The sequence below is a fragment of the Streptomyces sp. HUAS YS2 genome (genome assembly GCF_033343995.1).
GTDB lineage: Bacteria > Actinomycetota > Actinomycetes > Streptomycetales > Streptomycetaceae > Streptomyces > Streptomyces solicathayae.
The window spans coordinates 2,256,150-2,262,500 of the sequence record NZ_CP137573.1; the positions used below are offsets into that span (position 1 = coordinate 2,256,150).

At 64.0% G+C, this 6,351-nt stretch carries 1 protein-coding gene, 1 tRNA gene and 2 rRNA genes; 1 reads left to right on the plus strand and 3 read right to left on the minus strand.

Annotated features, from left to right (window positions below; all coding sequences use genetic code 11):
- Positions 1-109: 109 nt before the first annotated feature.
- Complete coding sequence (locus tag R2D22_RS10105; protein WP_318102762.1) at positions 110-2,764, plus strand: SpoIIE family protein phosphatase; 2,655 nt, start codon at positions 110-112, stop codon at positions 2,762-2,764.
- 113 nt (positions 2,765-2,877) lie between these two features.
- On the opposite strand, the gene R2D22_RS10110 is transcribed toward R2D22_RS10105, so the two are convergent.
- The 3 genes from R2D22_RS10110 to R2D22_RS10120 all read right to left on the minus strand — a co-directional run bounded on the left by R2D22_RS10110 (position 2,878) and on the right by R2D22_RS10120 (position 6,260).
- A tRNA-Thr gene (locus tag R2D22_RS10110) sits at positions 2,878-2,950 on the minus strand.
- Between the two features lie 5 nt (positions 2,951-2,955).
- A 5S ribosomal RNA gene (rrf, locus tag R2D22_RS10115) occupies positions 2,956-3,072 on the minus strand.
- Between the two features lie 73 nt (positions 3,073-3,145).
- Positions 3,146-6,260: ribosomal RNA gene (locus R2D22_RS10120) — 23S ribosomal RNA — on the minus strand.
- Between the last annotated feature and the right edge of the window lie 91 nt (positions 6,261-6,351).

A 6,351-nucleotide genomic window follows, 5' to 3' on the forward strand; every position in this document is an offset into this window, starting at 1 on the left:
AGCGAAGGTAAGTAACCTGGCATCCGACTGTCCAACCGCCCCGTGCTGCCCGGCTGGGGCAGTGTGACGCGCAGCACGACCACCGGGCACCGGGAGGGGCAGGCCGACCATGGCAGAGCCGGGTGTCGAGACGCGTACGAGGAGTTCTGTGATCACCGCGCGGGCTGCGGCCAGCTTCGACCCGGTCGGACGGTCCGTGGCGACCGCCCGCGCCTTCGTCCGGGACACCCTGCAGGGCTGGGGGTACGGCGACGTCGTCGACGACGCCGTCGTCCTGACCAGCGAACTCGTCACCAACGCGGTCGTCCACGCGGGCACCACCGCCGACGTGCTGTGCCTGCGCACCGAGCACGGCGTACGCGTCGAGGTCTCCGACCACTACCCCGAGCGCGAGATCCCGCTGCAGGGCGGCCAGAACTTCGGCAGCCCCGACCGGGAGAACGGCCGTGGCCTGCTGCTCTGCGCCGCGCTCGCCAGCCGCTGGGGCGTCGAGTACACCCCGACGCACAAGCAGGTCTGGTTCCAACTCGACCTGCCCGAACGCGCCGTGGGCACCCGCACCGCCGGCCCCGTGCTCCCCGTCGACCTGCTGCCCTCGACCGAGGACCGCGTCCGTGTGGCCGTCGCGCAGATCGACCCCGTGGGCTCCATCACATCCTGGAACGAGGATGCCGAACATCTCTTCGGGTATTCACCCGAGCAAGTGATGGGCAAGCCGCTCGGCGACCTCGCCGCCTGGCCCCACACCCCCGGCACCGGCACCGGCCTCGCCGAGGCCCTCCAGCTCTCCCGCTGGGAGGGCAGCTACGGCGTCCGCGGAGAGGACGGCCGGGTCGTCCCCGTGTACGCCTCCCACCTCCGCGTCCGCGACACCCACGGCATCCCCTCCACCGTCTGCCTCCTGGTACGCGACCACGAGCGCGCCGTCCTCCAGACGCCGCTGCGCCCGCCGGTCGCCGACCCCGGCTCCGAGAACCACGCCACGGACCCCTTCGAGGTCTTCATCGGCTCCCCCGCCCCCGACGACCTGGACGGCCTGCTCCAGCGGACCGTCGAGCGCGCCCGGGACATGCTCGACGGCGACTCGGCGTTCCTCCTCCTCGCCACCGACGACGAGACAGAACTGGAGGTACGGGCCACCACGGGCCTGCCCTCCGCCCGCCAGCGCTTCGCCCGCGTCCCGGTCGAGGCCGGCGCCGGCCGGTACGGATCCGCCCGCATGCCCGCCGTCCACGAGGACCTGGCCGCCGTCCCCGGCGCCGTCCCGCTGCTCGAGGGCACCGGCATGCGCTCCGTCGTCACCGTCCCCCTCAAGGTCGAGGGCCGGCTCACCGGCTCCCTCGGCGTCGCAGCCGAAGGCTCCGGCCGGTACTCCAACGAGGAGGCCCTGCGCCTCCAGTTCGCCGCCGACCGGATCGCGCTGGCCGTCGAATCGGCCCGGCTCGGCGAGCTGGAACGGCTGCGCCGCGGTTCGCTGAGCTTCCTCGTCGAGGCATCCGACCTGCTGGCCGGCACCCTCGACCGTGACCAGACCCTCGCGCTCATGGCCCAGATGACCGTGCCGACGCTCGCCACCTGGTGCGCCGTCTACACGATCGCCGACCAGACCTCGGAGCCGGCCCTCTCGTACGTGCTGCACGAGGACGAGGACCGCATCGACGGCCTCAAGGCCCTGCTCTCCTCGATCGACCCGCCGGACCCGGTGCCCACACCCGGCGCCCGCGTATGGCACGCACCGGCCGACGCCGCGCACCGCGCCGCGCTCGCCACGTCCATGGAGGAACTCGGCCAGGGGCACCCTGGCCTGCTGTCCTCCGGCATCGGTACGACGCTGGCCACTGCGGCTGCCGTGGGCGGCGAGACCGTCGTCCTGCCGCTGTTCGCCCGCAACCGCGTCATCGGCATGCTCACCCTCGGCAAACCCTCCGACGACCACTTCCGTCAGGAGATCCTCGAACTCGCCGAGGACCTCTCCCGCCGAGCGGCACTCGCCCTCGACAACGCGCGCCTGTACTCGGAACGCATGGCCATCAGCCGCTCCCTGCAGCGCAGTCTGCTGCCGCCCGGCATGCCGCAGATCCCGGGCGTCGAGGTCGAGGTCATCTACCGCGCCGCGGGCGAGGGCAACGAGGTCGGCGGCGACTTCTACGACGTCTTCCCGATCCGCGACGGCGTGTACGGCTTCGCCATCGGCGACGTCTGCGGCACGGGCCCGGAGGCCGCCGCGGTCACCGGCCTCGCCCGGCACGCCCTGCGTCTGCTGGCCCGCGAGGGCTTCGGCGGCCCGGCGGTCCTGGAGCGGCTCAACGCGGCGATCCTCGACGAGGGCGACCGCAGCCGCTTCCTGACGCTCCTTTACGGAGAGATGTGGCCGCAGGAGGACGGCTCGGCGATCCTCAAGGTCGTCTGCGCCGGCCACCCGCTCCCGCTCCGCCTCCGCCAGGACGGCACGGTCGAACCCGCCGCCGACCCGCAGCCGCTGCTCGGCGTCATGGAGGACCTGGAGCTGTACGAGCAGACCGTCACGCTCGACCCGGGCGATGTCCTCCTCTGCGTCACGGACGGCATCACCGAACGCCGCGAGGGCACCCGGATGTTGGGCGACGACGGCCTCGCCGAAGTCCTGACGACCTGTACGGGCCTGACGGCCGGCGCGGTCGCCGCGCGCATCCTCCGGGCAGTCGAACGCTTCGCGGTCGAGCCGGCCTCTGACGACATGGCCATCCTGGCGATGCGCCTCCCGGAGCCGGTCAAGGGCGACTGAACGGACTGAACGAGTGAAGGCCGACGTCCGAGGGACGTCGGCCTTCGCCGGCGGTCGTATCGGAGGCACAAAACGAAAAAGGCCCCCGCCAATTGGCGGGGGCCTTCTCTCTGAGCCCTTTAACGGAATCGAACCGTTGACCTTCTCCTTACCATGGAGACGCTCTACCGACTGAGCTAAAAGGGCGGGTTGTTCGGCGGCGTCCTACTCTCCCACAGGGTCCCCCCTGCAGTACCATCGGCGCTGAAAGGCTTAGCTTCCGGGTTCGGAATGTAACCGGGCGTTTCCCTAACGCTATGACCACCGAAACACTATGAAGTTGAACTCAACCGGCAAAGGGAGTTCGTTACTTCAGAACTAACACAGTGGACGCGAGCAACTGAGGACAAGCCCTCGGCCTATTAGTACCGGTCAGCTCCACCCATTACTGGGCTTCCACATCCGGCCTATCAACCCAGTCGTCTACTGGGAGCCTTACCCTCTCAAGGAGGTGGGAATACTCATCTCGAAGCAGGCTTCCCGCTTAGATGCTTTCAGCGGTTATCCCTCCCGAACGTAGCCAACCAGCCATGCCCTTGGCAGGACAACTGGCACACCAGAGGTTCGTCCGTCCCGGTCCTCTCGTACTAGGGACAGCCCTTCTCAATATTCCTGCGCGCACAGAGGATAGGGACCGAACTGTCTCACGACGTTCTAAACCCAGCTCGCGTACCGCTTTAATGGGCGAACAGCCCAACCCTTGGGACCGACTCCAGCCCCAGGATGCGACGAGCCGACATCGAGGTGCCAAACCATCCCGTCGATATGGACTCTTGGGGAAGATCAGCCTGTTATCCCCGGGGTACCTTTTATCCGTTGAGCGACGGCGCTTCCACAAGCCACCGCCGGATCACTAGTCCCGACTTTCGTCCCTGCTCGACCCGTCGGTCTCACAGTCAAGCTCCCTTGTGCACTTACACTCAACACCTGATTGCCAACCAGGCTGAGGGAACCTTTGGGCGCCTCCGTTACCCTTTGGGAGGCAACCGCCCCAGTTAAACTACCCATCAGACACTGTCCCTGATCCGGATCACGGACCGAGGTTAGACATCCAGCACGACCAGAGTGGTATTTCAACGGCGACTCCACAACCACTGGCGTGGCTGCTTCAAAGTCTCCCACCTATCCTACACAAGCCGAACCGAACACCAATATCAAACTGTAGTAAAGGTCCCGGGGTCTTTCCGTCCTTCTGCGCGAAACGAGCATCTTTACTCGTAGTGCAATTTCACCGGGCCTATGGTTGAGACAGTCGAGAAGTCGTTACGCCATTCGTGCAGGTCGGAACTTACCCGACAAGGAATTTCGCTACCTTAGGATGGTTATAGTTACCACCGCCGTTTACTGGCGCTTAAGTTCTCAGCTTCGCCCTGTCGAAACAGAGCTAACCGGTCCCCTTAACGTTCCAGCACCGGGCAGGCGTCAGTCCGTATACATCGCCTTACGGCTTCGCACGGACCTGTGTTTTTAGTAAACAGTCGCTTCTCGCTGGTCTGCGGCCACCCCCAGCTCAGAGTGCAAGACTCATCACCAGACGTGGCCCCCCTTCTCCCGAAGTTACGGGGGCATTTTGCCGAGTTCCTTAACCATAGTTCACCCGAACGCCTCGGTATTCTCTACCTGACCACCTGAGTCGGTTTAGGGTACGGGCCGCCATGAAACTCGCTAGAGGCTTTTCTCGACAGCATAGGATCATCCACTTCACCACAATCGGCTCGGCATCAGGTCTCAGGCTACGTGCTGTCCGGATTTGCCTAGACAGCGCCCTACACCCTTACCCCGGGACAACCACCGCCCGGGCTGGACTACCTTCCTGCGTCACCCCATCGCTTACCTACTACCACCTTGGGTCAGCGGCTCCACCACTCCCCTTTGCCCGAAGGCTCCGGGGCGGCTTCACGGCCTTAGCATTAATGGGCTCGATATTGGGCGTTTCAAAGCGGGTACCGGAATATCAACCGGTTGTCCATCGACTACGCCTGTCGGCCTCGCCTTAGGTCCCGACTTACCCTGGGCAGATCAGCTTGACCCAGGAACCCTTAGTCAATCGGCGCACACGTTTCTCACGTGTGTATCGCTACTCATGCCTGCATTCTCACTCGTGAACCGTCCACAACTCGCTTCCGCGGCTGCTTCACCCGGCACACGACGCTCCCCTACCCATCACAGCGGGCGTTGGCCCTATTGCTGCAATGACACGACTTCGGCGGTACGCTTGAGCCCCGCTACATTGTCGGCGCGGAATCACTTGACCAGTGAGCTATTACGCACTCTTTCAAGGGTGGCTGCTTCTAAGCCAACCTCCTGGTTGTCTCTGCGACTCCACATCCTTTCCCACTTAGCGTACGCTTAGGGGCCTTAGTCGATGCTCTGGGCTGTTTCCCTCTCGACCATGGAGCTTATCCCCCACAGTCTCACTGCCGTGCTCTCACTTACCGGCATTCGGAGTTTGGCTAAGGTCAGTAACCCGGTAGGGCCCATCGCCTATCCAGTGCTCTACCTCCGGCAAGAAACACACGACGCTGCACCTAAATGCATTTCGGGGAGAACCAGCTATCACGGAGTTTGATTGGCCTTTCACCCCTAACCACAGGTCATCCCCCAGGTTTTCAACCCTGGTGGGTTCGGTCCTCCACGAAGTCTTACCTCCGCTTCAACCTGCCCATGGCTAGATCACTCCGCTTCGGGTCTTGAGCGCGCTACTGAATCGCCCTATTCGGACTCGCTTTCGCTACGGCTTCCCCACACGGGTTAACCTCGCAACACACCGCAAACTCGCAGGCTCATTCTTCAAAAGGCACGCAGTCACGAGACGTGCAAGCACGTCCGACGCTCCCACGGCTTGTAGGCACACGGTTTCAGGTACTATTTCACTCCGCTCCCGCGGTACTTTTCACCATTCCCTCACGGTACTATCCGCTATCGGTCACCAGGGAATATTTAGGCTTAGCGGGTGGTCCCGCCAGATTCACACGGGATTTCTCGGGCCCCGTGCTACTTGGGTGTCTCTCAAGCAAGCCGTACAGATTTCAGCTACGGGGGTCTTACCCTCTACGCCGGACCTTTCGCATGTCCTTCGCCTATCCATACGGTTTCTGACTCGCCTCACAGCCGGCAGACTGTGAAAGAGAGATCCCACAACCCCGCATGCGCAACCCCTGCCGGGTATCACACGCATACGGTTTGGCCTCATCCGGTTTCGCTCGCCACTACTCCCGGAATCACGGTTGTTTTCTCTTCCTGAGGGTACTGAGATGTTTCACTTCCCCTCGTTCCCTCCACATGCCCTATGTGTTCAGGCATGGGTGACAGCCCATGACGACTGCCGGGTTTCCCCATTCGGAAACCCCCGGATCAAAGCCTGGTTGACGGCTCCCCGGGGACTATCGTGGCCTCCCACGTCCTTCATCGGTTCCTGGTGCCAAGGCATCCACCGTGCGCCCTTAAAAACTTGGCCACAGATGCTCGCGTCCACTGTGTAGTTCTCAAGCAACGACCAGCCACCCATCACCCTGCTGCAAGCAGCAAGTTCACTGGGGCCGGCATCG

Excerpts from the sequence above, each read along its gene's own strand:
- R2D22_RS10105 (WP_318102762.1), top strand. The coding sequence starts at position 110 with ATGGCAGAGCCGGGTGTCGAGACGCGTACGAGGAGTTCTGTGATCACC.